The organism is bacterium SCSIO 12643, assembly GCA_024398135.1.
In the GTDB taxonomy this organism is placed as follows: Bacteria; Bacteroidota; Bacteroidia; order Flavobacteriales_G; family Salibacteraceae; genus CAJXZP01.
In genome coordinates, this window is record CP073750.1 from 2,150,192 (window position 1) to 2,176,652 (window position 26,461).

The 26,461-nt window shown below is 37.6% G+C and carries 15 protein-coding genes; 8 read left to right on the forward strand and 7 right to left on the reverse strand.

The genetic code is table 11. The annotated features are described in order from the left end of the window. Position 1 precedes the first annotated feature (1 nt). The gene (locus KFE94_09120; GenBank protein ID UTW64845.1) at positions 2–1,291 is read right to left on the reverse strand and encodes an anthranilate synthase component I family protein; all 1,290 of its coding nucleotides are present in this window, start codon (positions 1,289–1,291) and stop codon (positions 2–4) included. A 124-nt stretch (positions 1,292–1,415) separates the two neighbouring features. Between KFE94_09120 and KFE94_09125 the strand changes: the two genes are divergently transcribed. Next, positions 1,416–2,087: an ABC transporter ATP-binding protein gene (locus KFE94_09125; protein ID UTW68248.1), complete on the forward strand. Its 672-nt coding sequence runs from the start codon at positions 1,416–1,418 to the stop codon at positions 2,085–2,087. Position 2,088: 1 nt separating this feature from the next. Here KFE94_09125 and KFE94_09130 read toward each other — a convergent pair whose 3' ends face one another. From KFE94_09130 to KFE94_09140, 3 genes are all read right to left on the reverse strand, one after another. Further along, on the reverse strand, positions 2,089–2,775 hold the full coding sequence (locus tag KFE94_09130) for a M15 family metallopeptidase (protein ID UTW64846.1): 687 nt from the start codon (positions 2,773–2,775) through the stop codon (positions 2,089–2,091). Positions 2,776–2,837: 62 nt separating this feature from the next. Beyond that, a complete protein-coding gene (locus KFE94_09135; protein UTW64847.1) occupies positions 2,838–3,854 on the reverse strand; it encodes a cytochrome-c peroxidase in 1,017 nt (338 codons plus the stop codon). Positions 3,855–3,866: 12 nt separating this feature from the next. Next, complete coding sequence (locus tag KFE94_09140; GenBank protein UTW64848.1) at positions 3,867–4,622, reverse strand: hypothetical protein; 756 nt, start codon at positions 4,620–4,622, stop codon at positions 3,867–3,869. A gap of 168 nt (positions 4,623–4,790) precedes the next feature. On the opposite strand from KFE94_09140, the gene tilS reads away from it, so the two are divergent. From tilS to KFE94_09175, 7 genes are all read left to right on the forward strand, one after another. Next, on the forward strand, positions 4,791–6,122 hold the full coding sequence (tilS, locus tag KFE94_09145) for a tRNA lysidine(34) synthetase TilS (GenBank protein ID UTW64849.1): 1,332 nt from the start codon (positions 4,791–4,793) through the stop codon (positions 6,120–6,122). A gap of 66 nt (positions 6,123–6,188) precedes the next feature. Further along, complete coding sequence (locus KFE94_09150; protein ID UTW64850.1) at positions 6,189–6,866, forward strand: queuosine precursor transporter; 678 nt, start codon at positions 6,189–6,191, stop codon at positions 6,864–6,866. Between the two features lie 142 nt (positions 6,867–7,008). After that, positions 7,009–9,462, forward strand: coding sequence for a thioredoxin family protein (locus tag KFE94_09155; GenBank protein ID UTW64851.1), 2,454 nt, complete (start codon positions 7,009–7,011; stop codon positions 9,460–9,462). Between the two features lie 102 nt (positions 9,463–9,564). Continuing rightward, on the forward strand, positions 9,565–10,137 hold the full coding sequence (gene lpcA, locus KFE94_09160; protein UTW64852.1) for a D-sedoheptulose 7-phosphate isomerase: 573 nt from the start codon (positions 9,565–9,567) through the stop codon (positions 10,135–10,137). Positions 10,138–10,349: 212 nt separating this feature from the next. Then, the gene (locus KFE94_09165; GenBank protein ID UTW64853.1) at positions 10,350–20,186 is read left to right on the forward strand and encodes a T9SS type A sorting domain-containing protein; all 9,837 of its coding nucleotides are present in this window, start codon (positions 10,350–10,352) and stop codon (positions 20,184–20,186) included. Positions 20,187–20,354: 168 nt separating this feature from the next. Next, a complete protein-coding gene (locus KFE94_09170; GenBank protein ID UTW64854.1) occupies positions 20,355–22,856 on the forward strand; it encodes a gliding motility-associated C-terminal domain-containing protein in 2,502 nt (833 codons plus the stop codon). Between the two features lie 69 nt (positions 22,857–22,925). Further along, positions 22,926–24,461, forward strand: a complete 1,536-nt coding sequence (locus tag KFE94_09175; protein ID UTW64855.1) for a YifB family Mg chelatase-like AAA ATPase — start codon at positions 22,926–22,928, stop codon at positions 24,459–24,461. Here KFE94_09175 and KFE94_09180 read toward each other — a convergent pair. The 3 genes from KFE94_09180 to KFE94_09190 all read right to left on the reverse strand — a co-directional run bounded on the left by KFE94_09180 (position 24,458) and on the right by KFE94_09190 (position 26,433). Continuing rightward, positions 24,458–24,865: a 6-carboxytetrahydropterin synthase gene (locus KFE94_09180; GenBank protein ID UTW64856.1), complete on the reverse strand. Its 408-nt coding sequence runs from the start codon at positions 24,863–24,865 to the stop codon at positions 24,458–24,460. The genes KFE94_09175 and KFE94_09180 overlap by 4 nt on opposite strands. A 2-nt stretch (positions 24,866–24,867) precedes the next feature. Beyond that, on the reverse strand, positions 24,868–25,386 hold the full coding sequence (gene idi, locus KFE94_09185) for an isopentenyl-diphosphate Delta-isomerase (GenBank protein UTW64857.1): 519 nt from the start codon (positions 25,384–25,386) through the stop codon (positions 24,868–24,870). Between the two features lie 72 nt (positions 25,387–25,458). Then, on the reverse strand, positions 25,459–26,433 hold the full coding sequence (locus tag KFE94_09190) for a hypothetical protein (GenBank protein ID UTW64858.1): 975 nt from the start codon (positions 26,431–26,433) through the stop codon (positions 25,459–25,461). Between the last annotated feature and the right edge of the window lie 28 nt (positions 26,434–26,461).

Consider the following 26,461-nt stretch of genomic DNA (forward strand, 5'->3'; position numbering starts at 1 on the left):
CTCAGTTGCCTGCCAAAACCTTTTTAATGGCATCTGCCTTGATTTCACATTCCTGATATTCATCTTCAGGAATGGAGTTATGCGTAATAGCACCTCCAACCATATATGAAAGATAGTTATTCAATTCATTGTATTGTAAGCTTCGGATAACCACATTAAAATCAAAATCACCTTCCGGAGTAATATAGCCCACAGACCCGGAGTAGATACCTCTTTGTGTATGTTCGAATTTTTCAATAAGATCCAGCGCCATAATTTTGGGAGCTCCGGTCATACTGCCCATCGGAAAAGCATTTTTGATGACATCTGTAAAATGGTACTCGGAATTCATTTCTGATGAGATCGTAGAGATCATTTGATGGACATTGGAAAAAGAATAGACTCCAAACAATTCGTCTACTTTAACACTTTGCTGCTTTGCAGTTCTGGAAAGGTCGTTCCGTACCAGGTCCACAATCATTACATTTTCAGTGCGATCTTTTTTGCTGCGATACAATTGATGCTTTAAATGTTCATCCAAAACAGGATCAGAACTTCTTTTAGCGGTTCCTTTAATTGGCTGAGAGATAATTTGGTTCCCGGTTTTTTTAATGAACCTTTCCGGGCTGGCACACATTAAATAGTTATGATTAAAACTATAAAAAGTTGAAAATGGGGTAGGTGATGTTTGTACCAATGCGGAGTACAATTCGAAAGGATTGGTTTGGATATTTTCCGCATAGAATTCCTGGCAAAAATTAGCTTCGTAAATATCCCCAATTTGAATATGATGCAATAGAGATTTTACTCCTCTGATATATTCTGCATGATGAATTCGAGATTGAATCTCAATTGGAGCACGATCCTTTTGTTGATTAATTGGTGTTTCTAAAATTTGATTGAGAATCTCCTCATGGTTTTCCTTAAGTGATGAGATAGTCAACAGTTCTCCCTGAATCGTAATTACAATTTCTGGCACAAAAAAATGAAGGTGCGGAACCCGATGATGATCTTCGTTTTTGGAAGACAAGTTTTCCAATTCATTTTTGAGGTCATAACTTAAATAACCGAATAACCAATCCTGATGTTTTTCATGGAAAAATTTCAATTTGTCAAAAGAGTTTTCATTAGATAGCAATTGATCGAATGCGCCAACTCCTATGATTAGATCATAAGATATCCCATTTGGATAATCTTGATTGTGAGTAGAGTGACTATCTAATATGGCGCAAGGTTTATGCGTAGATGCCCATTGGATTAAACGCTCTTTTAAAGAAGGTTTAAAAACATATTCCTTGCTGATTCTCTCCATTGGAACAAATATAGGTTGATACGAGTATATTCAAAGGATAGAACCATTAGTAACATCATATATCCATTGGTGTATTTGCATAGAGAAACGCCTGATCTTCATCTATTTTTGAAACATGGAATTGGTGATCGATCTAAAGGATATAAAACGTGAATTTGTTGTTGGGAAACAAATGGTAAGAGCGTTGCGGGGTGTTGACATTGAAATTCAGAAGAATGAATATGCTGCGTTGATGGGGCCTTCTGGATCGGGAAAGTCCACTTTAATGAATGTGATTGGTTGTTTAGATACACCAACTTCCGGTACGTATAGGTTAAATGGGAAGGATGTGAGTCGGATGATGGATGATGAATTGGCTGAAATTAGAAATATGGAAATCGGTTTTGTATTTCAGACATTCAACTTGTTACCCAGATATTCGGCATTAGAAAATGTGGCTTTGCCTTTGGTGTATGCCGGGTGGAGTAAGAAGGATCGTTTAGAGCGTGCGGCTGAAGTTTTGGAAATGGTGGGATTGGCGGATCGTATGGATCATAATCCGAATGAATTATCCGGAGGACAAAGACAACGTGTAGCCGTGGGAAGAGCTCTGGTAAATAAACCTTCCATCATTTTAGCGGATGAGCCAACAGGAAATTTGGATACCAAAACATCTCATGAAATCATGGCTTTGTTTAACGAAATCCATCAAAACGGAAATACTGTCATTTTGGTAACGCATGAGGAGGATATTGCTGAACACGCTAAACGTGTCATTCGTTTACGTGATGGAATAGTAGAGTCACAAGGGTTGTAGGTTATTCGATATCAAAATTGAAATAAGTATCTGGGAAAGGTTCATTCCTTAATGTAAAGTGCCACCATTCTTCATTATATGGCTTAAAGCCATATTTTATCATGATCTTTTGTAAAGTCTTTCTGTTTTTCTGAGCTTCCAGTGAAATAGCTGAGCTGGATGGCCAGGATTCAGGTCCAAAATAATCCCATGAAGTGCCCATGTCTAATTCATTTCCCTCAGAATCAACTAGTGTTAAATCTACCGTACTTCCTCTGGAATGTCCTGATTTGGATGCTATATATTGAAGTTTGAATAAATCAGACTTTTTGATGTTTGGATAGTATTTTTTCTTGGTTAACGTATCGTCTAAAACTTTTGCCCATCGAACGAAATGATCTACTGCTTTTTGTGGTCGATAAGCATCAAAAACTTTTAAGGCTAAGTTCTGTTGTTTCAATTCAGCCTGAACCTTTTGTAGTGAAGTTGTAGCCTCTAAACTCATGATGCCAACAGGCCTTAAATATCCATCAACAGGTTGTCCAACAAAGTTATCTACCCCGGCATATCTAATATCCAGAATGATATCGGGAATATGGTCCTGAATATATACAAAGCCCTGAGGTGGCTTTATTAGAATTTTAAAGCTAAGAATGGCCAGATATAAAAAGCCTATTAGAGTTAGATATACAACTGATCTTTTATGCATTGTTTGGGATTTTACTCGAAAATAACCCAAACAACTTGATTCTAAGAATAATCAAGGGAATATTAGAATGGACTAGCCAATTCAGGATTATTCAAAAACTCTTGATCTGTGAAGGTTTTTAAAAATGCGATGAGGGCCTCTTTTTCTTCCTGTGTTAGTGAAACACCTCCATTGTGTGCATAAACCATCAAAGGGTCAACGGTAGAGGTATTATGCACGCCTCCGCTGTAGAAATCGACAACTTCTTCCAAAGTATTAAACCTGCCATCATGCATATATGGTGCAGTGAGTTCAATGTTTCTTAAAGTTGGTGTTTTAAATTTTCCAAGATCTTTTGGATTTCCTGTGACCTCCATTAACCCGGCATCCGGGTTGGCATCCAGACCATTATTTCTTGGGGTAAAATCTGTAAGGAATATAGTGCCGTGACAATGAAAACAATCCGCTTTTTCAGTAAAGAATAACTGTTGTCCCTGAAGTTCCTGTTGCGTTAATAAAACTGCCCCGTTAATGAATTGATCAAACTTTGAATTGCCGGAGTTCATCGTTCGCGCAAATTGTGCCAACGCAAATGCAGCATCTTTAGAAGTAATAGAATCCACATTAAATGCTTTCTTGAAAAGTTCTCTATAGATCTTACTATTATTGAGTCGATCCATGTTGGTCTCAAAAAATACTTCGACTTCAAATATCATGACATCTTCCAATGTGCCATTAAAACCACCATTCCACATATAATTGGTCATCCATCCAAAATTGGCATGTGGTAAAACCTGTTGCGTTCCATTGTCAATTTGAAATGCTTGATCTTGATGATGACAACTGGCACAGGCACGGGCGCTATCTTTATCTAGAATACGATCATAGTATAATTTTCTGCCCAACGTAACCCCTTCAACAGTAAGTGGATTATTTTCAGGGATGACCATCTCAGGAAAACCCAGAGGTATTTTCAAATCATAAGGAGTCGTTTGATGTATGGTCGTTGGATAATCTGTAGGCTCCGGAATACTTCTTTTACAGTTGGACAAACTGATTACACCGAATAAAGCAATAAAAATGTATACAATTAATCTCATATCAAATGGTATTTAAGGATGAATGGAGGCGGTGAAAACATCATGTCCGTTTTTCTGAATGGTTTGTTGTGCCTCATGGTTTTGCATGATTGCAGCACCGAAATAAGAGAAGTCCCAGTTGACCGGGTTTTTGAACCAGTTTTGAATCTCCATGTTTAAATCGATTTGTACCTGATCGTTTTTCACCTGGAAGTTTGAATTGGCAAGTTGTATATGGATACTGTAGTCTATTTTATCTAAGCCTCCCGCGTGGAAATTGAAGAATTTTTTAATGCCATGATCTAAATACTGTCCTTCAAGTTTTTGATAATGGTAGCCTCCACCCATATTTTCAGGCCAAAACATCTGCATTTCGGGAGCTGTGGTAAACATATTGGATGTATTATCAGTATTGGTGAAACCAAATGTGAAACTGACACTCGAATATGAATCTTCCGGGATTAAATCTTTAAATATGTGAGTTAGAGATTCCGGAAGCTCCTGATCTACATAATGGAAATCTTTTAAAACTATGTCTGCCTTATTATCACGGTGAAAAGTGACTCTTGATATAAAGTATTTTATGGTGCGAATACTGAAAGTGTCGGTGTTTGAATTGACGTATTTAATGGTGTCCATTTCCACCGGATTATGGTTTAAAAGATGATTGAAATTCATTTTAACCATGATATTTGCAATCTCGTTAGGTTCAGGAATAGTATCTTTTTTACAATGGGAAAAGGTTAAAATACTGATGATAGCGAATAAACAAGTAAAACTTTTTTTCATGCTTTTGAATTTTAAAACTAGAAGCGATTCATCTTCAATGAAGTATGCCGGGTAAATGTGAAGAGGAAAAATGAATTATGAAATGACAAAAGTCATTAGGTTTTTGATGAAAATGGAATTTACAGTACTAATGAATCCTCAGGTTTTAGAATACATTTGTTAATGCATATGAAGAATTTACAGAAAAGCTTAAAAAGTATTTTGCAGGAATTGTGCTCTGGTAAGTCCATTCTGGTTGGAGTAAGTGGCGGTGCTGATTCTATGGCGCTTGCTGAAATTCTTCATAGAGCAGGTTATACCATTGAAATAGCCCACTGCCATTTTAATTTACGAGAGATTGATGCGGATTCTGATCAGGCGTTTGTGCAGAATTATGCGACTCAATTGGGTGTGCCTTTCCATACGATAAAGTTTGAAACTCAATCTTATGCGGATAAAAATCAAGTTTCTATTCAAATGGCGGCTCGTTCATTGCGTTATGAATGGTTTGAAAAAATCAGGGTAGAAAGAAGTTTAGATAAAATCGCAGTAGGGACCCATCTAACTGATAATATTGAGACTTTTCTATTGAACTCCATTCGAGGAACGGGATTGAGGGGACTTAGAGGGATTAAAATGGAAAATGGTCATATTATTCGACCATTGATCCAAACAACCAAGCAGGAGATTTATGATTATGTTAGATCTCAAGGATTGGATTGGGTAGAAGACCAATCGAATAAAAGTGTAAAATATCATCGCAACAAAATCCGTCATGATGTTTTACCGCATATGAAAGAGATTAATCCAAATTTGGAGCCCACGTTTAATCGAAATTTTAAACGTTTGGGAAGATTAGACGCGTTTGTAGAACAGGAAGTAGATCGAGTTTGGACATCCTGGGTGAATCATACTGATACCGCATTGGAGATTTCGATTTCAAAGATCAAAGCGCATGATTTTGCAGATGTAGTTCTAAATCGAAAGTTAGATGTATTTGGTTTTAATCCAACGCATGTGGATGATTTGTTGAATACATTAAACACAAATTTGTTTGTAGGAAAACAAATTAACTCTGATCAATATCTTATGACCGTTGATCGCGAGGTCATATATTTAAATTCAATTGAACCATTTGTTTTGGATCAGGAACTATTAATTGATCAAAATACTTCTAATTTGCAAGAACCATTACGATTGGAGTTTAAAAGGTCTAGCCGTAAAGATTTGAGTTTTAAAAGAGATCACTCTATAGCATATTTTGACCTGGAGAAACTCCGGTTTCCAATTAAACTCAGAAGGTGGCAAAAAGGAGATAGAATTCACCCGTTTGGAATGAAGGGCGTAAAAAAAGTTTCTGATTTGTTGATTGATAATAAAATACCCTTGCACAAAAAGGATCATGTTTGGGTGTTGGAGTCTCAAGAAGAAATTATTTGGGTTGTAGGTGTTCGAGCGTCTGAGCGATTCAAAGTAGATACAAATAGTAAAGATGTATATCAAATCAATATTTTGAAGTAAAGCTCGGATAGGGAGAACGGTTAGTGAAAAAATTACTTTCTTTACGTCTCAGGTCAATCAGAAAATATGAATCAGAAATTAAAGACTCAAGCAGATTTCTTGTATTTGACATTAGCTGCTTTGTTTATTGCCTCATTGGTTACCACGAATTTAATTGCGAATAAATTCGTTACGGTGGATTTAGGGTTTAAAGAATTTGTAATTTCTGCCGGCATGATTCCCTATCCATTTACTTTTTTGATTACGGATATACTTTCTGAGATTTATGGAAAGCGCAAAACAACTAACGTGGTAATTACTGGTTTTTTTGCCACACTATTTGTGTTACTGATCTTATGGTTAGGAAGTATATTCCCGGCTATTGAGCAGTCTCACGTCACCAATGAAGTATATGATACCGTATTTGCCAATTCTTATAGAGTGGTATTTTCTTCTATGTTGGCCTATTTAGTCGCACAATTTGCGGATCTAAGATTATTTCACTTCTGGAAGAATCTAACCAATGGTAAACATCTGTGGTTAAGAAATAATGCTTCAACTATAGTGTCCCAATTATTAGATACAATATTGGTTGTGGGAGTTTTGTTTATTGGAAAAATGACAGTCCCTGAAATGGCAGTTTTAGTAAAGGATGGTTGGATGTATAAAATTTTATTTGCCCTTGTAGATACCCCGGTGATGTATCTGGCGGTATTTGTTATCCGAAAGAAGTTTCAGCTGCAACCAAATGAGGAAATGTCGTAAGCCAGTCAGTTTTTATTCTATTCAAATCGTTATTTCGCCTGCAAAATAGAGGGAATTGACGTAGGTGTTAAAAGTCAGTTATTTGGGTTTCACCCATTGGACATATTTTATACATTTGGCGGACTTCAAAATAATCTAGATAATGGCTAAAAAATATTTTAAAATTTTTGCATTAAGCTTAGCAGTACTCTTTGTTGGGATTTCTAATCTTTCTGCTCAAGTGGTTAACCCTGTTAAGTGGGAGTTCAAAACAAAAAGTTTAGGTAGTAATGAGTTTGAGCTTCAGATTATTGGAGACATTGAGCCACATTGGCATGTATATTCTCAAACCGTTGGAGAACCGGTTATTCCGACATCCTTTATGTTTAAGCCATCTAAAGACTATGAATTAGTTGGTAAAACTGAAGAGCCTGAGGGAGTTACTGTGGATGATCCAGTGTTTCAAATGAAGTTGAAATACTTTGAGGATGAAGTGATTTTTAGACAAAAGGTGAAGTTGTTAAGCGCTAAAGCTACCGTTTTAGGTGATTTTGAGTTTATGACTTGCGATGATAAAACTTGTATTCCACCAGAAATTGTGGAGTTTGAGTTTAATCTTGAAGGAGATCGTAAAGAAACATCCGCAGAGCAACCTAAGGAAGAAAGTAAACCGATTACTATTTCAGTTTCAGGAGATCATCAACCTGAGCAAAATCAAGGCGTTTTAACTCCTGCAACATGGGAGTCTAAAGTAGTTGATCTAGGAGATGGTATGTATGAATTGCAGGCTATTGCTACTATTGATGAGCATTGGCATGTTTATTCAATGGATATTGATGGGCCACAAGCATCTGAGTTTAATATTTTGAAACCGGAGGGTTTAAAACCAGTTGAAGGACCAACAGAAAATGGGAAATTAATTGAGGAGATGGACCCTAACTTCGATATGGTTTTAGGATATTATGAAAATACGGTCACCTTTTCTCAAAAGGTAAAAGTAGAGGGCAGTCAAACCATTTTGGCAGAGGTTTACTTTATGGTATGTAATCAGGGTAAATGTATTCCACCAGAAGCAGTGGAGCTAGAATATAAGATTGGAGAGAAGAACGAAGTTGCCAATATTGATGGTAATGGAACTGAAGGGGCAGAAAAGGAAGAGGGTAGAAATTTATGGACACTGTTGCTGTTAAGTTTTGGAGGAGGTTTGGCAGCATTATTGACGCCTTGTGTGTTCCCAATGATTCCAATGACCGTAAGCTTTTTTACTAAGCAGAGTAAAACTAAAGCGGAAGGTATTAAGAAAGGAATTGTTTATGGTTCATCCATCATAATAATTTATGTTCTGTTGAGTGTTCCATTTCATATTTTTGATACCGTAAGCCCTGATATCTTTAATGAGTTTTCGACTAATCCGTATTTAAATTTCTTTTTCTTTTTAGTTTTTATAGTCTTTTCAATTTCATTTTTGGGAGCATTCGAAATTACCATGCCAAGTAGCTGGGTTAATAAAGCAGATTCGGCATCTGATAAGGGTGGTTTAATTGGAGTGTTTTTCATGGCTTTGACCTTAATTTTGGTATCGTTCTCTTGTACCGGGCCTGCAATTGGATTGTTGTTGGGAAGTGTACTGTCTACAGATGGTGGAGCCACAGCTCTATCTGTTGGAATGCTTGGATTTGGACTTGGAATTGGTTTGCCTTTTGGTTTGTTTGCTGCGTTCCCTGGATGGTTGAATTCATTACCAAAGTCTGGAGGTTGGCTGAATACGGTTAAAGTTATCTTTGGATTTGTTGAATTAGCATTTGCGTTTAAATTCTTATCTAATGCGGATTTGGTATTACAAGCACATGTTATAACAAGAGAGGTGTTTTTGGCTATTTGGATTGGTGTATTTGGTGCTATGGCCATGTATTTATTTGGAATGTTTAGGTTGCCACATGATTCACCATTAGAAAAATTATCTGTGGGTAGAGGTTTGTTTGCAATTTTTACTTTAGTCTTTACTATATATTTATTGCCAGGGCTTTGGGGAGCGCCTTTGAAATTAATATCAGGATTTCCACCACCAGCATTTTATAGTGAATCACCTAATGGTGTTGGTTTCAGTGGGAAATCTGCAGCAGTTATGAGTTCCGATGCTTCAAGTATTCCTGAAGGTACAGATCCAGATCATTGTCCACATAATTTGAATTGTTTTCATGATTATGAATTAGGTTTAGCTTACGCAAAAGAAGTAGGTAAACCTGTAATGCTTGATTTTACGGGATGGGCTTGTGTGAATTGTAGAAGAATGGAAGAGAATGTTTGGTCTGACCCACGAGTTTTGGAAAGACTAAGAAATGATTATGTTTTGATTTCGTTATATGTAGATGAAAAACAAAAATTACCTGAAGAAGATCAGTTTATTTCTGATGTAACCGGAAAGAAAGTAAAAACTGTTGGGAATAAATGGAGTGAGTTTCAAATCAGAAAATTTAAGTCTAATACGCAGCCATATTACGTAGTTTTAGACCATGAAGAAAAACAACTTCATGAACATGCGGCTTACGATCCGGATATTCCAAAGTTTATTGATTGGTTAGAAAGAGGAAAGAAAATTTTCGAAGAAGGAAAATAAAAACGAAGCCGAAATTGAATATTCAATTTCGGCTTTTTTGTTCTGGATCATTGACATAGATGAAATCTATTTTTGGTTAAATTTGCCGAAATAAATTAGAATATGAGCCAGGAATTTGTTCGCCAGATTTTTCAAGAATCACAAGATGTTTTAACCCAGTTTATGACGGATGAAACTAAATTATATGCGGTTGCACAGGCGGGCAAACTAATGGTAGAAGCTATCCAAAGAGGTAATAAGATCATTTCTTGCGGGAATGGGGGATCCATGAGTGATGCTATGCATTTTGCGGAAGAATTAACTGGTCGTTTTAGAGAGAATCGTAAATCATTACCAGCTATTGCGATATCTGATCAGGGCTATTTAAGTTGTGTCGCAAATGATTATGGTTACGATTATGTTTTTTCAAGATTTGTTGAGGGAATGGGGACCAAAGGTGATGTGCTTTTAGCCATTAGTACGAGTGGGAATTCTTCAAACGTAATTAATGCTGCTAAAGTCGCTAAAGAAAATGGAATTTCTGTGGTTGGATTAACAGGCAAAAAAGGTGGTGAATTGGCTGAGCTTTGTGATGTCGAGATCAGAGTTGACCATCATGGATATGCGGATAGGATTCAGGAAATACATATCAAGGTAATCCATTCACTAATAGGATTAATAGAGGAATCGCTTTAATTTGACTTTAGATAAAACAGGCAACCCGCATCATATTTAGGCGTTTGATTAAATTGTTAAATGTGATGAAATTTTAACCGTGTTTTCAAATTAATTTTTGAAACTCATTGATTAGGCGTACTTTCGTCTGTCTATTAACAAAAATATAAATATTTATCCTTGGAACTGGGTTTGGCATTTATATTGTTGCTGTAACTCGAAAACGACACATTATGAGGAAACTATACTTTCTATTTTTATCCGTAATCTTAATTTTTGGCATTCAAACAGGGTATTCACAATGCTCTATTCTGACCAATGCAATCCAACAAACCCCGACCCTGTCCGGGGGGAGTAGCTATACCAAATTTTCGGTTGCGCATAATCCGGTGAATAACGTTTATTATACCCTAAACGGTAATTACGTTCAAACACATAGTACATCAACAGGTGCGATGTTAACTTCTATGTATTCTTCCAACCTAAGATCAATTTGGTGGAACTCGAATACAAATGCATTAGAAGGGAATGGATATGGTTCGACTGGGATTGTTCAATTCACATTGAACGCATCTGGTTACCCTACTTCAAGATCAACATTGTTTTCCGGATCGAATCACCAACCGAATTCGAATTCTCAAGGAGCTTACGATAACGGGAATAATGAGATTTTCTATTTCTATAATGGCTATATCTATCGATATTCAAGAGTTACCGGGTTTTTACTTGGAACAACAGCAGTGAGTGGATTGCCGGTTACAGTAAGTAGTTTAACCAACTATAATGTCGTTTACACAGGGTGTTCAGGTAAAGAAGTTGGAGTGTATGATCGTGTAAATAGAAGACTATATTTTGTAAATAAATCAACAGGAGCTTATGTAGGTTATAGTCAACTTCCTGTAGGAACATCAACGCCATACTCATACTCTATATCTTTTGATGATGATAAGTTATGGATTTCAAATGGATATTCATGGACGGCTTATAAGGTATCTAACTATGGTCTTCAAACGTCTACCATATTAGGCCCATTTTGTGATAACTCAGCGGTGAGTGTAAACTTCACTGTGAACAGTTTAACTTTTAACTCTGGTAATGTATTTACTGCGCAGTTATCAGATGCCAACGGAAACTTTTCGAGTCCAACATCTATTGGTACCGTTACTTCAACAACAGCAACTACAATTTCAGCAACGATTCCAGCAAATACTCCAGCAGGAGGAAGTTATAGAATCAGAGTTGTGTCGTCTAACCCTGTTCAGGTAGGAGGTGATAACGGAACAAATATTACGATTAATGTACCGAATGTAAATCTGGGACCAAATGTGTCGATGTGTCCTGGAGATACAACAGTTTTAACCGCACCAGCTGGTGTTTTATCTTATAACTGGTCTAATGGGAGTATTAATCAGGTCATTAATGTTACATCAGCAGGAACTTATAGTGTGACGGTTTCAAACGGAGTATGTTCTAAAGCGGATACTATCGTAGTATCGACATTAACATCTCCATCTCCAACTTTACCGGATACGACTACTGTATGTGCAAATAGTACGATTTTAAACCCTGGGACATTTACATCTTATTTATGGAATACAGGAGCAACAAGTTCAACGCTTACTGCAAGTACTTCAGGATTATATAAAGTAACAGTTACTGGTTCAAATACATGTACAGCAGAAGATCAATCTTTTGTAAACTTATTGAAACCGGAAATTAATACTGGAGATACAGCGATTTGTGCAGGTGATACCGTAGATATGCAAACATTAACCGGATGTTATTTTGTATTGTCAAGTATGACCAATACCAATTACAATCAGGTGGGTGCAGGTAGTTATACTGGTGATGATAGAGGTGGTATTGCTGTGACACCATCCTATGTGTATTTAACAGGTGACAATGGAACAGCGAGATATTCTGCAAGTAACTTGTCTTCACCAATTCAGCTTTCTATTAGAGATGGAATGTTCAGTGATTTGTCAACAGGTCAGTTGTATTCATTTTGGAACTCGACTCAAAACAATTTTGGCCCGAATACAGTATACGTAAACAACATCAACTCTTTACGTTATATGGATGCTTCATTGAACTACACAGGAACGGTAATTCCATTAAGTCAGACTATTAACGCAGGGTATGGTTCTATGGTATTAGCCGGGTCAGGATATGTTGTACTATGGGCCGTAAACGATTATCATTTTTATAAAATTGAATTACCTTCAGGTCAGGTAACAGATTTAGGATCATACAATATGACTCCAGCTAGATATGGAGCTGAAAACTGGGCATCTTGGGGTATTGCAGAGTGTAATGGTACTGGATATAGTTTTGTGTTCAGAGCGAATGGTAATACCAGTTTAGGAACGAATGCCAATGAGATTACCAGATTTGATTTAACGACTACAACATTTAGTACCGCTTCAGCATTTACCGGACAGAACCTAAGTGATATGGCGAGTATTACGTATTCTCCTTGGCATAGTAGATGGTATTTCCACTCTGAGGGATACAACTTTGCAGGTTCTTATTCGGAAAATTTAGGTTATGCTGCAGCGAATCACAATGGAGCAGGAGGGAGTAACTCGTTTAATACATTTGCATGGAGCACTGGAGCATCAACACCTTCTATTAGCGTTTCTCCATCTACCACAACAAACTATTCTGTAACCGTTTCGCATGGTTCAATTTCTTGTTCGGATACTGTGACGGTTACCGTAAATGCAGTACCATCTTTTACCTTATCAGATACATCTACTTATTGTAATGCAGATTCGGTTCAGATTACAGCGACAGGAACGTATTCTTCATACGAATGGAGTACGGGCGCTACTACGCAGTCTACTTATGTTTCTAATTTAGGGACATATTTTGCCACGGTAACTAATTCAAACAATTGTTCGAGTTCGGACTCTACATATGTGAATCTATTAGATGCCAGAATCGATCAGGTAGATACGACCATTTGTTCATCAGATAGTCTAAGATTAGAAACCATGGGCTCTTGTGGGTTACAAGTGCAAGCTCTAACTCAGAATAACCTGACCAGTGCATATAATGTTTCTGGAGATGATAGAGGTGGAATTGCAGTAACTCCAAATTATGTATATGTGAATGGCGATAACTATTGTACAAGATATAATACAGCTTTAGGTGCTTCTCAAAGTTTTTCAAGACGTGATGGAATCTTTAGTGATTTAAATACGGGGCAGTTATATACATTATGGAGTACTGTGTATAATAACTTCTATTATAACAACAGTGTAATAGCGAATATCAACGCTATTAGAAAAATGGATGCGTCATTGAACTATGGTACAACCATTAATTTATCGCAATCAATTAATGCGGGATACGGGTCTATCATGTTAGCAGGAAACGGTTATCTGATCTTATGGGCGAATTATGACAACAACTTCTATAAGATTCATTTGGATGATGGATTTGTTGAGGTTTTAGGAAACTACGAATTAGATTATATCGATTATGGTTGTGAGAACTGGGCAACATGGGGTATTGCAGAATGTGGATCTAATGGACATTCAATAGTATTCAGAACAAACTACAACTTTGGTTCTGGAAATTACAATTCAATTGGACGATTTGTTATTTCGACAAGTACATTCGAAGAAGTTTCTTCATTTACTTATTTGAGCAATATTGATCTCGCTAACTTTACGTATTCTCCATGGAACAACAAATGGTATTTCACACATGAGTATTCGGCTACAGGTTTTGGTCAGTATTCTGAAAATGTAGGTTATGCTGACGCAGTCGTAAATAACTCAACCGGATTGAATGGTGGGGATTATCTATGGAGTACAACAGATACCACAGGGTTTATTGTTGTAAACCCAAGTACGACAACAAATTATAGTGTTACGGTGTCAAATGGATCTCATTCCTGTTCCGATACAGTAACAATTACTGTGATTCCTTCACCAACTGTTACAGATACTGCAAATGCATTATCATGTTATGGAGATACAAATAGTACAGCTACTTTAACCGTTTCAGGAGGAACAACACCATATTCTTATAACTGGTCAACTGGAGCCACTACAAGTTCGATTTCTAATCTTGGAACTGGAATGTATGTGTATACGGTAACAGGTGGAAATAACTGTCAGGTGATTGATTCGGTTGAGGTGACCAGTCCGACAGAAATCATTTCGACATCAACGATTAATTCTAGCGCTACTTGTTATGCCACCGCTAATGGTTCGGCTACAGTATCCGTAACCGGAGGTACTCCTGGTTATACCTATTTATGGCCTTCAGGATCTACAGATACAACTGACACACAAGTTTCAGGAGGTTGGAATGTAGTGACTATCACAGATGCAAATAGTTGTGTGGTGAATGATTCTGTATTCATGACATCTCCGCTTCAAATTGATTCTGCGGGACCGATTACATCAACAACGACATTCTATTGTCCTGGAACTTCTGGGAATTTAGTTGCGGCTAACTCAGGAGTAGGAACGGTGACAAATACGTATTCGAATACTTCAACAACGTTATCACCAACTCCATCTGCAACTTCTCCAATGTATTTTACTTTTAGTTCACTACCGACTACAAATGTAGCAGGAGGAACATTGAAGATTTATTTCCGTGGTGATTTTGATTCTTCAAATGAGTACCTGTACTTATATGATGAGAATGGTAGTTCAATCGGAAATACGTATTACCCATATTATGGTAGCTGTAATACATATACGGTTACAACGTTAACACTAACACAGTTGCAATTGCAAAACTGGTTAGCGGATGGGTCAATTACATTTCAAGCCACTCCAAGATATACGGTTAATGGAGGTACAACATGTCCGACTCAGGTATATATGGAGTTCACATATGATTATACAGAAAATGTAAAAACTTTTTGGTTCTCTTCAATTTCTACTGATACTACACAAGCTATTGGTTCGGGAGGAACATTAAATATTACTCCACAAACAACGACAACTTACTATGCAGCGAATTTCGCAAATGGTTGTAACAGTAGTTTTGATAGTATTACGGTAATTGTACCACCAGCACCGACTACATCATATGTGATGAGTCCAACATCAATTTGTCCGGGAGAATCAGCGACTATTAATGCTTATGGTGCTTCATCATATTCCTGGCCAAGTGATCCTACGATCTCAGGTTCGGGTTCAACTGCGACAGTGACTCCAACAACTACCACGGATTATTTGGTAACAATTACAAATGCATTCAACTGTTCGTATGTGGATACGATGACCATACCGGTATTGGATGCACCAAGTGGAAATATTCTTACGACAACCAACGTGTCGTGTTCTAATGCGAATGATGGACAAGCTGTGGTATATGCAACAGGTGGAACATCTCCATATGCTTATAGCTGGTCAAATGGTAATTCAGGAGCGCTACAGTTAGGATTGGGTGCTGGAACTTATTCAGTAACCGTAACAGATAACAATACATGTTCTGATACTATTGCCGTTACTGTAGGTGGACCAGTTCCAATGTATTTTAATGCAACAGTGAACAACGTACAATGTAATGGTCAGGGAAATGGATCAGTTACTTTAGCAACAACTGGCGGTACAGCTCCTTATAGTTATAGCTGGTCAACGGGGCAAACAGCTTCTTCATTGACTTCATTATCACCAGGTACATATTCTGTAACTGCTACGGATAATGTAGGATGTACTCATGATACAACAATTACGATTTCAGAACCTACAGCATTGGTAGCTTCAATTACCGGAACAACACCTGAGACATGTCCAGGTGTTGGTAATGGCTCGATTACTTCTGGTGTTACAGGAGGAACTACTCCTTACTCATATTCCTGGAGTAATGGTGGGGTAGCTGCAATGATGAATAATCTGAATGGTGGTTTATACAGTTTAACCGTTACAGATGCCAATGGATGTACCGCAACAACATCTGGTACGGTGACTACAATTCCGACTACATTATCTTTAAGTATTAATGGTGTGACGAATAACGTTTGTTACAATGGTACATCTGGTGCAGCGGTAGCAAATGGAACAGGAGGGTCATCTCCATATAATTACAATTGGTCTAATGGTTCAACAACAGCAAACCTGGCGAATGTTGCTTCAGGAACCTATTATGTTACGGTTACGGATGCAAACTCTTGTCAAAAAGTAGATTCTGTGACATTGACAGAGCCAACACAATTGGTTGTGACCAATAGTGTGTTCTCAAATGTAACTTGTTTTGGAACCAATACCGGTAGTGCAACGGTGACTGCTTCTGGTGCAACACCAGCGTATACCTATGCATGGCCAAATGGAGGAACTACATTTACAAATACAACATTATCTGCTGGAACACATATCGTAACCGTAACAGATGCTAATTCTTGTTCTGATACAACAACGGTAACGATTACTGAACCAACGCAAATGACAATGACAGCCATGGTAACGAATGTATCTTGTAACGGATTATCTGATGGTGCCATTGCGGTAATGGCTATGGGAGGAACTCCAACTTATAGCTATGCTTGGAATTCATCTCAAACCACAAGTACAATCACTGGATTAGCTATTGGAACATATACCGTAACCATTACGGATGGAAACAGCTGTGTAAAAGACAGTACGTTTACAATTACACAACCAAATACTTTAGATGCATCAATCAGTTCATCAACAAACATTGCATGTTTTGGTGATGCAACTGGATCAGCTGTTGCAACAGCAACCGGAGGAACGTCTCCTTATTCTTATGTGTGGTCAAATGCAGCAACTACTGCAACGAATTCTAATTTAAATGCAGGTTCATATGTGGTGACCGTAACAGATGCAAATGGATGTAATGACACAGCAAGTGTTGTGTTATCCCAGCCAGCAACACTGTTAAGTGTTTCTATTAGTGATACCACACATGTATTATGTAATTCAGCAACTACAGGTTCTGCAACGGCATTAGCTGTTGGAGGAGGAACACCTTATTCATATGCGTGGTCAAATGGTGTATTAGATTCAATTAATTCTAATCTGGCTGCTGGATCTTATGTAATAAGTGTAACGGATTCATATGGTTGTGTGAAAAATACGTCTGTGACGATTACGGAGCCATCAGCATTGTCATTAAGCGTAGGCGCATTAACTCATGTTTCGTGTAATAATGCCGGAGATGGTGCTGCGACTATTTATGCTACAGGAGGAACGATGCCATATTCATACTTATGGTCAAATGGATCAGCTACAAATACAATTTCAAGTGTTGGCCCGGGTAACTATGTGCTTACCGTGACAGATGCGAATAGCTGTTCTGATACAATATCGGTAACGATTACCGAGCCAACAGCATTAGATGCAGCAATCACAAATTCGCAAAACGTAGCTTGTAATGGTGCGGCAACCGGATTTGCTGTGGTAACAGGAACCGGAGGAACGATGCCATATTCATATTTATGGTCAACGGGTTCTACAACGGATAGTATTTACAATCAGTTATCAGGTTTCTATAGTGTAACTATTACAGATGCAAATGGTTGTGTGGATTCTGCATTAGCGAACTTAACGCAACCAACATCATTGGCATTGGCCCCAGGAACGATTACGAATAACTTATGTTATGGTGATGCATTGGGATCTGCACAAGTGGTAGCTACTGGTGGTGCTTCACCGTACAATTATAGTTGGCCAAATGGATCATTAGCGGATACAGCAAATGGTTTGGGTTCTGGAGCATATGTGGTAACTGTTACCGATGCAAATAACTGTCAGGACACTACATTAATTTCAATTACGGAGCCAGCGGAGTTAGTTACAACGATCGATTCTCAAAATGATGTGTTATGTAACGGAGATACAAATGGTCAGGTTATAGTGACAGTAACAGGAGGTGTTCAAAGTTATACTTACGCGTGGAGTAATGGTGACGTGGATACCGTATTAAATGATGTGGTCGCAGGAACCTATACAATTACGGTGACGGATAATAACAGTTGTATGGATACACTTTCTGTTACAGTAAACGAACCAGCGGCATTAGTAGCTTCATTATCTGCGACAAGTGCATTGTGTAATGCGGATACCAATGGAGTTATAGCTTCAACAGTAACTGGAGGGGTATTACCATATACTTATAACTGGTCAAATGGAGATACAACAGCAAATGCAGTCAATTTGGGAGCAAACACTTATACGGTAACAATTACCGATGCTAATGGATGTGCAGATACGCTGACAGAAGTAATTACTGAACCAGGAGTATTGGATATTACCGTTTCAAGTACAACTGATGTAGATTGTTTCGGTGATTTTACTGGTACAGCAACAACTTCTACAACTGGTGGAACCACACCTTACAATTATGTATGGTCTGGAGGACAAACTGTTGATAATCCAACAACTTTAGGTGCTGGATTAAACATAGTGACCATTACCGATGCCAATGGTTGTACAGATACAACATCAACAACGTTAGCAGCATTGTCTAATTTGGATCTTTCTTTAATCAGTATTACAGATATCCTTTGTAATGGGGATACTACCGCTGATATTACCGTAACCGCTACAGGAGGCGTTGGAACATTAAACTATACCTGGTCCGTTCCAGGATCTGATAGTGTATTAATGAATCAGGGAGCAGGTACTTATGTGTCTTATGTTTCTGATAACTTAGGGTGTATGGATACATTGAATTTTACAGTTACAGAGCCTGCCGCGATCGTTGGATATAGCGTAACTAATCAAGATCCATTATGTTTCGGTGACGCTACTGGTTGGGCTGAAGTGGCTGCTACTGGAGGTACAGGGACATTAAGTTATTTATGGCCGTCCGGTGATACTACAACTGCGGATTCATTCTTATTAAGCGGTACGCATGTGGTGACAATTACTGATACTAATAACTGTAGCAGTACTTATTCAGTATATCTTTCAGATCCGGTTCAATTAACGAATTCAGGTTTCAACGTTACGGATGTGACTTGTTATTTTGATGTAACAGGTACAGTCACGGTAAATCCAACCGGAGGAACATTACCATATGCTATGGCATGGTCAAATGGTCAGTCTGGAGCGAATGCGATTGGCCTTTCTGGAGGTGACTATGTGGTGACCGTAACAGATGCGAACGGATGTATTTTGATGGATACGGCAATAGTATCTTCAATTAATCCACTTGTTCCATCTATGTTGCCAGCTGATACATCAAATTGTGGATCTCCAATTGCGATTACAGCAAATTCAGCGTTTGTGAATTATAGCTGGTCCAATAGTCCGGTGACTTCGGCAACTGTTGTTGTGACAGCTTCAGATACTATTGCTTTTGCAGGTTTAGATGCAAATGGATGTACGACTTATGATACAGTGGTAGTAAATATCTATCCTGCAGCTTCAGTGAATCTGGGAAGTGATATTTCTAACATTTGTGAGGGTACTACTCAGAATATTGATGCTGGAAATGGATTTGCTTCATACATCTGGTCAAATGGTGATACGACATCGATGATCACGGTGACAACCAGTGGTAATTATGCGGTAACAGCTACGGATACAAATGGTTGTGAAGCCATGGATGATGTAGATGTATCTATGTGGGCACTACCGGTGGTGAATTTAGGTCCGGACACAGTATTATGTAAGAATCAGGGTGTGACTTCATACGATATTGATGCTGGTGCAGGATTTGTTTCATATCAATGGTCTTCTGGAGGATCGTCTCAAGTAGAAACAGTGACAACAGATGGTGATTATTCTGTAATTGTAGAAAATAGTAATGGCTGTTTTGGAACAGATACGATAAACGTAACATTCTCTATCTGTAGTGGAATTGATGAGCCTGGAACAGCATTAAGTATCTCTATGTATCCAAATCCAACTAATGATGATTTAAATATCAATTTAGAAGGATTTATGGGTGAGACTGTTGAGATTCAAATCATGAGTACAAACGGACAGTTGATTCAGACTAGAAAAATTGAGAGCAATAACCAAACAGAACTTAAGACCAAAATGGATTTAAGTCAGGTGTCTCAAGGTTTATATTTTGTAGTCATCAAATCCGGAGATCAAGTGAAAGTAGAAAGAATAACCGTCTACTAATCGCAATAATATATTAAACAAAAAAGGCTTCTTGTTTCAGGAAGCTTTTTTTGTTTTAGAGAGATAGTAACACCTTGGGGAAGCCGACTAAAAAGCAATTCATAATTATGATTATATTAGCGAGGAATTACATGTCCCGAGCTTGTAAGACTTTTATAATTATACGAGATGAAATATATACTACTACTGATTTTTTCGATTCTGTCCGGGTTTCTTTTGGCACAAGGTAAAATAGGTACAGTAGAGTACGAACAGTTAAAAGAAGCGGGTAAGCTGAATCCTGTTGGCAATTATAGAATTGTAAACTCTTCAACATCATCGAATATTGTGATTGCTCCTGATTTTGGACGAAACAGAAGTAGAGCTGCGGGAGATTGTAGTTGTTACATTGAACCGGATTCAACCTATACTTTGGCTGTGGGCCCGGATGACGATGGGAGTTCTCCATTGATTAACCTACCATTCAATTTTTGTTTTTATGGTACAAACAACAACTCGGTATATATAAATATCAATGGAAATGTTTCGTTCGGAACACCTTATTCCACTTTCTCGGGCACGTCATTCCCAAGTAACAACTTTGTTATGGTGGCTCCTTTTTGGGGAGATGTGGATACAAGGTTGGATGCTAATGGAGTTGCTGGTGGAGAGATTTGGTATAAAATCACACCAACAGCAATGATTGTTAACTGGGTGGATGTTGGATATTATAACAGAGAAAATGATAAGCGCAATACTTTTCAATTGATTATAACCGATGGTACCGACCCGCTAATTCCAAATGGAAATAATGTAGCCTTTTGTTATAAAGATATGCAATGGACTACGGGAGCAGCATCAAATGGAGTCAACGGATTTGGAGGGATTGCAGCAACTGTTGGAGCCAATTTAGGAAATGGTGTGGATTTCATTCAGTTTGGGCGATTTGATACCGCTGGAACGGCTTATGATGGACCATATAGCAACAATGATGGTGTTTCATGGTTAGATGATCAATCTATGTATTTTAATGCATGTAACAGCTCAAATACACCACCTATCGTAACCGGATTGAACTCTTGTGATACGATTGGTGTATGTAGAGGAGATACATTAAACTTTAATTTATCGTTTATTTCGCCAGAGCAAAACCAAATAACTGCGATTACTGTGAATACACCTTTCCCTGGACTCACAGTTGTAAATAATATAGCTGGAGTAAATGCATCATTAGATGCTTATGTAGTTGGTGGTCTGACAAATGTGGGATATCATAATTTACAAATCATGGCAATTGATAATGGGACACCTGCGGAAACAACATATGTGGATTTGGTCATATTTGTGGACAGTACAATTTTGAACCCGATTATAACTAGTAGTGATTCGACTTTATGCATTGGAGATTCAACCTTATTAGATGTAGGAACCGGATACGATAGTTATAAGTGGAGTACCGGAGCACTTGATACCAATTCAATTGTCGGTTATACCGGATTATATACAGTGACCGTTACAAAAGGGTTGTGTGAAAAGTCATCAGCGCAATACAATGTGGTAACCATTGACCCGCAACCGGTAATTAACGAAGATAAATTGTGTGCAGGAGATAGTTTGGAATTGTATACCTACCAACAGTATGATTCTGTGATTTGGAGTACTATGGATACCACAGATACCATAATGATTTCTTCACCTGGAACCTATAGTGTTCAGGTGATGTATTTCGGTTGTTTGGGGGTAGATTCTGTGAATATTGCCCAGGTCCCTTTGCCACAGCCAACAATTAGTGGTGATACTTTTTATTGTCATCAGGATAGTGTGTTATTAACCACTGAAAATTGGGTGTCTTACCTGTGGTCAAATGGTGATACTACAAGAACGATTAAAGCAGGAAGTGGGATGAATACGGTTACTGTTGTCGACACCAATGGTTGTAGAAATACTTCTGCTTCCTTTAATGTGATCCAATCTATTCCTGACGCTATTATATATGGAGATACAGTTATTTGTGATTCAAATCGAACTACTCTTGAAGGAGCAACGAACAATGTGACTTTTTTGTGGAGTACGTCAGATACAACAAGAACCATTACTGTAGATTCAGGAAGTTATGCTTTAACAGTTACAGATGTGTTTGGATGTATAGATTCGTCAAAAGTAACTGTAATTAAAGGGGTAAATCCTATTGCCCGGTTTGGTACAAATCCGTCAGGAGTCGCTATTGTTGGACAAGTAGTTAATTTTAATGACTCTTCAACGATCTCCTCTGGAGCAATTATCAATTGGCTATGGCAGTTTGGTGACGGAGATTCTTCTTTGGTTCAAAACCCTGCACATTCCTATTCAAGTACCGGAACTCAGAATATTGTTTTGTGGGTGCAAAGTGATTTGGGATGTTCAGATTCTACGCAAAGGTCATTACAAATAATTGAATCATTGGTGGGACCGAATATTATTACCCCAAATGGAGATTTTATTAATGACTTTCTAATTTTCCCGGCTTTAGAGTATTTTCCTCCCGCAAAGTTGGAGATATTTAACCGGTGGGGTGTGTTATTATATGAGTCTTATCCTTACTTAAATAATTGGGACGCATACCAAATTCCGGACGGAACATATTATTATATTTTGACAATACCTGAGATAGACCGTACCATTAGCAACAACTTTACGATTTTGAGAGAGTAAAGATTTTGAAGAATATAGTAACATAATCAGCTAAAATCTATATCTTGAGCATTCTAAAACCCAATACTTATGCTCGTAAAAACATATGGATCTGTCGTATATGGTATAGATGCGCAAAAAATCACTGTAGAAGTTAATGTAAGTGCCGGAGTCAACTTTTTTCTTGTTGGTCTTCCGGATAATGCGGTAAAAGAAAGTCAACAAAGAATAGATGCCGCTTTAAAAAACAATAAGTATAAGATTCCGGTCAAGGGAATTACCATCAATATGGCTCCTGCAAATATTCGTAAGGAAGGGAGTGCATATGACCTAACTATTGCGATGGGAATATTGGCTGCTACAGGACAAATAGATGCTCCGGATATTGATCAATACATTATAATGGGAGAATTGTCCTTAGATGGTGATTTAAGGCCTATCAGAGGCGCATTGCCCATTGCGATTCAGGCACAGTTAGATGGGTTTAAAGGATTTATTTTACCCTACGACAATGCAGAAGAAGCTGCAGTAGTGAAAGGTCTGGATGTGTATGGTGTGAAGAATATTCTGGAGGTTATTGATTTTTTCAGGTTTGGTAGTAATTTGGAACCTGTTCATATTGAATTGTCAGAAACGTTTAGTGTAGATAATCAAGTTTATAGTGTCGATTTTTCAGATGTAAAAGGACAAGAGAATGTAAAGCGAGGATTGGAAATTGCAGCTGCCGGTGGACATAATGTAATTATGGTAGGACCTCCTGGAGTTGGAAAAACTATGTTAGCCAAGAGGATTCCGACTATTTTACCTCCTTTAACTTTAGATGAAGCGCTTGAAACGACTAAAATTCATTCGGTTTCCGGATTATTGGACAAGTCTACTCCGTTGATCACGCAAAGACCATTTAGACATCCACATCATACGGTTTCTGATGTAGCTTTAGTAGGTGGAGGGTCAAATCCTAAACCGGGAGAAATTTCATTAGCACATAATGGAATTCTGTTTTTAGATGAGTTACCTGAGTTTAAGAGAACCGTATTAGAAGTCATGAGACAACCGTTGGAAGATCGATACGTAACGATATCCAGAGCAATGATTACCGTGGATTTCCCTGCTTCTTTTATGTTGGTAGCTTCCATGAACCCTTCACCAAGTGGCGATTTTTATGATCCGATAACTTCAACTGATAGTGAACAGTCGGTTCGGAGATATTTAAATAAAGTTTCAGGTCCATTAATGGACCGTATTGATTTGCATTTGGAAGTCAGCAGTGTGCCATTTGAAGAATTGAAGAACAGGGCAGAAGGAGAAAGCAGTCAATCAATTAGACAGAGAGTTGTGGCTGCAAGAAGTATTCAAAATAAAAGATACGAAGGTATTGAAGGAATATATTCTAACGCGCAATTGGAACCAAAGCAAATGCGTAAATGGTGTCAGATTGATGGAATGGGAGAGCAATTACTTAAGAATGCGGTAGAACGATTAGGCTTTTCCGCAAGGTCTTATAATAGAATTTTAAAAGTTGCCAGAACAATTGCGGATCTGGATGCTAGCGAGAAAATAAAATCTCAGCATATTGCTGAAGCGATACAATACCGCTCTTTGGATCGAGATGGTTGGTTGGGCTAGGCTGGGTATGAAACTGAATTTCTTTCGGTTTCAAACAATTGAATATGTAACTCTAAGTTTTCAGGAAGTACTTCTTCGATTAAATTATAGCAGACAATCACGATATTTTCTGCAGTAGGAATGAGGTTTTTAAATTCAGGTACATCAAGATTTAAGTTTTTATGATCCATTTTTTCGACAACCTTTTGATTAATGATGTCTTTTAGGATTTTCATATCGATAACGTATCCGGTATCCGGGTCAATTTCACCAGTAACTGAAACCACTAAATTATAATTGTGACCATGGTAGTTCGCATTATTACATAAGCCAAAAACAGCATCATTTTTTTCATTAGACCAATTAGGGTTGTAAAGTCTATGAGCTGCATTAAAGTGAGCTTTTCTACTAACGCGTACCTTCATAATTAAGATTTTGATAAATGGGTTTCTACTTCTTTTAATGCAATTTGAAGCCAAATGGTATATTTCTCCGGTTCAAGTTCAATATCTTTTTTCAGATCTTCAATACTGATGTACTTCCAATCGGCTACTTCTTCAGGATTCATTACAGGAGCATCATCATATTGACCAAAAATCACATGATCAAATTCATGTTCGGTTAATCCGTTTCCAAATTCTTTTTTATAAGTAAAACTGAAAACTTCATTTAACTCCACGTCAAATCCCATTTCTTCCTGAAGTCTTCTGTGAGCAGCATCTAATGTGGATTCACCGTCTCTTTGATGACTACAGCATGTATTGGCCCATTCACCTGCTGAATGGTATTTAGTATGTGCACGTTGTTGAATAAGTAGTTCACCTTTGGAATTAAAAACGAAAATGGAAAAAGCACGATGCAATAGGCCTTTTTCATGAGCTTCCATTTTTCCCATAAGACCAATTTGATTGTCTTCCTGATCTACTAAAACGACTTGTTCTTCCATGTGCTTGGTTTAATTCATGCAAAAGAACAGAATTTTGATGGAATCCACATGAAACGAAAAAGATAATGTGAATTATGTATATAAATAGCTGGAAACAAGACTTCCAATCAAGGCAATGAAAAATAGATCACTTATCCACCAACGTTTAACTTCCAGATGAAATATGGTAAAAAGCATAGATAGTGGAATAATAATTGCGTTAACCATATTGGGAAACGGAGCAGAAAGAAAACCGTTGAATATGATTCCCAGAATTAAATACCAGAAAGATAAGTGTAATGCTTTGCGAATCTTGATAATTGATTTTGATACTGTTCGAAAGTAGATGAAGGATTGAAGTAGAATAAGTCCAAGAATGGTATAGGTCGCATAAGCTGGTAGATAGTTTTTCAAATCTAAAGGTTGGAATTGGTCCGACCAATAACTGAAAATGTATTCAACTGGAAGAGAGAAAGAAAATACGATAGTATCAAAAAACAAGGCTGGAGTACCAAATCCAATGACCGCTATAAAAAAGTGTCTCCAAGAGGTTTGGTTGAGATAAATCAAGCTCCAAATGAGAATCGCCAGTAGAATAGCAGAAGGAAAATAAATCATAGAAGCCAGACCGATAAAAAATGAGGCGTTAAAAACAATACTCATAGGGAGCATTCCTTTAAATTGGGTCATGATAAGATGATAGCTGAGTAATAACAGCGGAACAGCAGTTACAAAAGGGGATAGAATTAGATTTTCCGGATAAAATGAGATGAAAATCCCAAAAAGAAAAAATAATAAATAATGAATGCCGGAAACCAGATTCAGATTTTGGACAATTCGATTAAAGAATAACCCGGAAAATAAAATATAGATGGTAGATGTAATATGGGAAATCCAGGGAAACCCAGAACCAAATTGGTTTAGAATATTGCTAGAAATGAGCTTATTGTCGAACGACTGTTCAGATTCATAAAAAAAACTAAAGAGAACAACCCTAAGAATAGTGATCAAAACGATAATTAAAATCCAAGATAATGGCTGACTTGTTCTAAAAATTCGTAGCAACATATTGAATTAATTATAAATTTGCGGTAAT